This window comes from Kitasatospora sp. NPDC005751 (assembly GCF_040630835.1).
GTDB lineage: Bacteria > Actinomycetota > Actinomycetes > Streptomycetales > Streptomycetaceae > Kitasatospora.
In genome coordinates, this window is sequence record NZ_JBEXYC010000140.1 from 1 (window position 1) to 4074 (window position 4074).

General features: G+C 73.1%; 4 protein-coding genes and 1 pseudogene. 3 read left to right on the forward strand and 2 right to left on the reverse strand.

Features of this window, described 5'->3' with window-relative positions:
- Positions 1 to 160, reverse strand: a pseudogene (locus tag ABZ497_RS36595) (electron transfer flavoprotein subunit beta); the annotation flags it as partial.
- A 354-nt stretch (positions 161 to 514) separates the two neighbouring features.
- Entirely contained in the window at positions 515 to 928 is a 414-nt protein-coding gene (locus ABZ497_RS36600; protein WP_329490784.1) for a thioredoxin family protein, read from the reverse strand.
- Between the two features lie 211 nt (positions 929 to 1139).
- Here ABZ497_RS36600 and ABZ497_RS36605 point away from each other — a divergent pair, with 211 nt between their 5' ends.
- The 3 genes from ABZ497_RS36605 to ABZ497_RS36615 all read left to right on the forward strand — a co-directional run bounded on the left by ABZ497_RS36605 (position 1140) and on the right by ABZ497_RS36615 (position 3919).
- Positions 1140 to 1565, forward strand: a complete 426-nt coding sequence (locus tag ABZ497_RS36605; RefSeq protein WP_329490783.1) for a DUF4395 domain-containing protein — start codon at positions 1140 to 1142, stop codon at positions 1563 to 1565.
- 217 nt (positions 1566 to 1782) lie between these two features.
- Positions 1783 to 2541, forward strand: coding sequence for a lysophospholipid acyltransferase family protein (locus ABZ497_RS36610; protein WP_329490782.1), 759 nt, complete (start codon positions 1783 to 1785; stop codon positions 2539 to 2541).
- Positions 2542 to 2728: 187 nt separating this feature from the next.
- Entirely contained in the window at positions 2729 to 3919 is a 1191-nt protein-coding gene (locus ABZ497_RS36615) for a hypothetical protein (protein ID WP_359812432.1), read from the forward strand.
- Positions 3920 to 4074 lie beyond the last annotated feature (155 nt).

A 4074-nucleotide genomic window follows, 5' to 3' on the forward strand; every position in this document is an offset into this window, starting at 1 on the left:
GCGCCTCGGAGATCCGCAGCGCCTGCTCCACGCCGTACTCGTCCAGCTCCGACAGAAGGCCGTCCACACCCTCCCGGTCGGTGGTGTGGTCGTCCCCGAAACGACGGTCACCCGTCGCGTCCGGCACGTACTTCACACAGACAACGATCCTCAAGCTCACGGCCTGTCTCCTGTACTGGTCTCGTCCGGCGGCTGCGGCTGTGCAAGCGGGCGCGAACTCGGCACGCACCCGCTCCGGGCAGCGTGTTCCCGTGCCGGTCCGGAACTTCCTGGCAGCATACTCGCCAGTAGTCGAATGACACTACTGGCCAGTAGCTTACGCCGCCGAGCCCCGTCCGACCGCCCCTCGGCCCGCCTCGCGAGGGCCTGAGGGCCCCCGGCCCGGACGGCCCGCGGAACGGCTCGCACTGCCGTCAGCCCTCATCCTGCCCCAGCGTCCCGCCGACACCACCCGACGGGGCGGCGCATCGGGAGTGGGATTCACCACCCGGGCCGCCACACCCCCCGGAGCGGATCAGACCGCCTCGCCCAGCGCCGCGATCACGTCCGCCTTGCGCGGCAGCCCGGCCGCCCGGCGCACCACCCGGCCACCCGCGTCCAGCACCAGGACCGTGGGCGTGCGCAGGATCTCCAGCCGGCGGACCAGCGCCAGCCGCTCCTCGGCGTCCAGCTCGATGTGCGCCACCCCCTCCACCAGACCCGCCACCTCCCCGAGCACCCGCCGGGTGGCCCGGCAGGGCTGGCAGAACGCGGTCGAGAACTGCACCAGCGTGGCCCGCTCACCCAGCGCCTCCCCCAGGTCCGCCGCCGAGAGCCGTACCGCCCCGTCCTTCGCCCGCACCCGCAGCCTCCCGTCGCGCTGGGCCCGCAGCAGCCCGAACGCGCTCGCCACCGCGAGCACGACGACGCACACCACCAACCCGGTCATCCCCCCAGTCTGCCCCGGCCCCCCACGAGTCCGACAGAGTGGTCGACCGCCGGGGCGGGGCCCGCGTACGATCGCCGGGTGGACTCCGACCGCCCGGTACGACCGCTGCTGACCACCCGCCGGGTGGTCGACCTGTGCCGGGCCACGGCCTCGCGCTGTCACTGACGCGCCCTGCCGTCCCCCCTTCTGCGATCCAGATCCGGAGCCCCCGTTGCAGATAGACCCCCGCGGCCCGAGGTTCGCCGCCGCGCTCAGCGCGGCCGTCCTCGGCGCCGTCCTCCTCAGCGGCAGCGGCCTGCTGCTCACCCTCCAGGGCATCGTCTTCGGCCTCGGCGCCATCGGCGGCCTGCACCGGTCGCCGTACAACTGGCTGTACCGGACCCTGCTCCTGCCCCGGCTCGCACCGCCCACCGCGACGGAGGACGAGCGGCCGCCGCGCTTCGCCCAGGGCGTCGGCCTGGTCTTCGCCGCCGTCGGCGCGCTCGGCTTCCTCACCGGGGTGACCTGGCTCGGCCTGCTGGCCACCGCGTTCGCCCTCGCCGCCGCCTTCCTCAACGCCGTGTTCGGCTACTGCCTCGGCTGCGAGATGTACCTGCTCGTCCGTCGCTCCCAGGGCCGGTTGGACGCCGCGTCCTGACCGGACCGGAAAGGTTCCCGGCCGGCCCATCACGGACGTCACACACCCGTCACCCGCCCGACCGCCCGCCTCAGGTGACAGCGGGCACTCGTTCGGGGGATCATCTCCGTGTATCACCCGTGGCCGCCGCGGCGTGCCGCGCCTCCGGTCGGCCCCACGTACGACACGGGTACCGCCGGACCGGGCCACCAGGGCCCGTGGGAAGTCAGGACTGACCGTGGCAGAGCTCGTGTACCCGCCGGTGATCGGCGCCGCACTGACCGTCTTCCGCGCGCTCGACGTACGCATCAGGATCGTCGGCGCCGAAAACATCCCCGCCCAGGGCGGAGCGGTACTGGTGAGCAATCACATCAGCTACCTCGACTTCCTCTTCGCCGGCCTCGGAGCCTTCCGCGGCGGCAAGCGCAAGACCCGCTTCATGGCCAAGGACGACGTCTTCAAGCACGCCGTCTCCGGCCCGCTGATGCGGGGCATGAAGCACATCCCGGTCGACCGCACCGACGGCCAGCCCGCGTACGAGGCCGCCGTGCGCGCCCTGCGCGCCGGCGAGATGGTCGGGGTGTTCCCGGAGGCGACCATCAGCCGCTCGTTCATGCTGAAGAAGTTCAAGACCGGCGCCGCCCGGATGGCCGCCGACTCCGGCGCCCCGCTGCTGCCGGTCATCCTGTGGGGCACCCAGCAGCTCTGGACCAAGGGCCGGCCGAAGACCCTCACCAAGCGCCACGTCCCCGTGACCATCATGATCGGCGAGCCGATCGAGCTGGCGCCCGGCGACAAGCCCGTGATGGTCACCCGCAGGCTGCGCGCCGCGATGAGCGAGATGCTCGACCGGGCCCAGCGCGAGTACCCGGGCAAGCCGAGCGGGCCTGAGGACACCTGGTGGCAGCCCGCCCACCTCGGCGGCACCGCGCCGACCCTTGAGGTCGCCGAGGCCGAGGACGAGGCAGAGGCCGAGCGCCGGGCCAACCGCGACTGACGCCCCGGGCCGGCGGCGGCCGGCCGGGCGCGCCGCGCCGTCAACCCAACAATCCATTCTTCATACTCCGTGCGACCGAGTGGCCACGGACCGTCGCGTGTCGGCGGCCTGCCCGCCCTCCCGATCTGACACAGTGACAGCTTCCCCGGGGGCCTCGTCCTGCACCAGAGACGGAGATGACACGCCGATGACCGGCACACGGCTGCTGCCACTCACCACCACGGCCCGCACCCGCGCCCGCGCAGGTGCGGGCCTCCTGCTGGCGGGCACCGCCCTGCTCGCCGGGTGCGGTGTCCAGCCCGGCGAGATCCCGCTCAGCGAGATCCGGGCGGAGTCCCCGTCCGCCACCCCGACTCCCGACCCCGCCATCGCCAACGCGACCCCGGGCGTGATCGGAGCCGCGGCACCGGCCCTGCCCGTCACGGCCCACAACGGCCTGATCGCCGGCCGGGTCTTCCTCGACCCCGGACGCCTCACCAGCGCCGTCTTCACCGTGACGGCCGACGGCGGCACCCTGCAGCAGCTCACCCGGCCCTCCGGCCAGGACCGCGACGACCACCCCGACTGGTCCCCCGACGGCAGCACCCTCGCCTTCGACCGGACCGAGACCGAGACCGGCGCGGCCCGGCTCTGGACGGTTTCCGCCGACGGCGAGGGCGCCCACCAGATCGGCCAGCTCTGCGAGACCGGCGCCGCCGACTGCGCCAACGAGCAGGAGAGCGGCCCCGCCTTCTCCCCCGACGGGAAGCAGCTCGCCTTCAGCCGCACCTGGGGCGCGATCGACTCGTCCACCCAGCAGGTCCAGTACTCCGACCTGTACCTGATGAGCCCCGACGGCACCAACGCCCAGCGGCTGACCTTCCTCACCAACGACACGCCGTACTCCGGCGAGGTCCGCAATCCGAGCTGGTCGCCCGACGGCAAGCAACTGGTCTTCGAGTACCGGACCAGCTCGACCGGGCAGCCCGCCAGCGGCCGGGCCCTCTACGTCGTCAACGCCGACGGCACGGGCCTGCGCCGACTCACCCCGTGGGAGCTGCGCGCCGGTGAGCGCGCCAGCTGGTCCCCCGACGGCACCCGGATCCTGTTCACCACCTATCCGGCCGGCCCCGACTACACCCCCGGTGGCGGCATCTACACCGTGCAGCCCGACGGCAGCGCCATCGACGCCCTGACGCCCGGTCCGTCCGAGGTGTTCTACGGGGCCGCCGCCTACTCCCCCGACGGCACGTCCATCGTCTTCTCCCAGGCCCCCGCCGGCGGAACCGCCGACCTGTACCGGATGCAGACCAACGGCACCGGCGTCACCCGGATCACCGAAACGGCCGACCAGTGGGTGAGCCGCCCGAACTGGGGCACCGCCGCACCCCACTCGTAACCACGCGACGCCGGGGCCGGCCTTTCGGTCGGCCCCGGACCGCTTGGGCGTGCCTTTCCCGGAAACGCAAAGAACCCCCCGATCCTTACGGACCGGGGGGTTCTTTGGAATGATTGTTCGGCGGCGTCCTACTCTCCCACAGGGTCCCCCCTGCA

Bases quoted from the DNA above. Each gene is read 5' to 3' on its own strand.
- ABZ497_RS36600 (WP_329490784.1), bottom strand. From the start codon at position 928: ATGACCGGGTTGGTGGTGTGCGTCGTCGTGCTCGCGGTGGCGAGCGCG.
- ABZ497_RS36615 (WP_359812432.1), top strand. From the start codon at position 2,729: ATGACCGGCACACGGCTGCTGCCACTCACCACCACGGCCCGCACCCGC.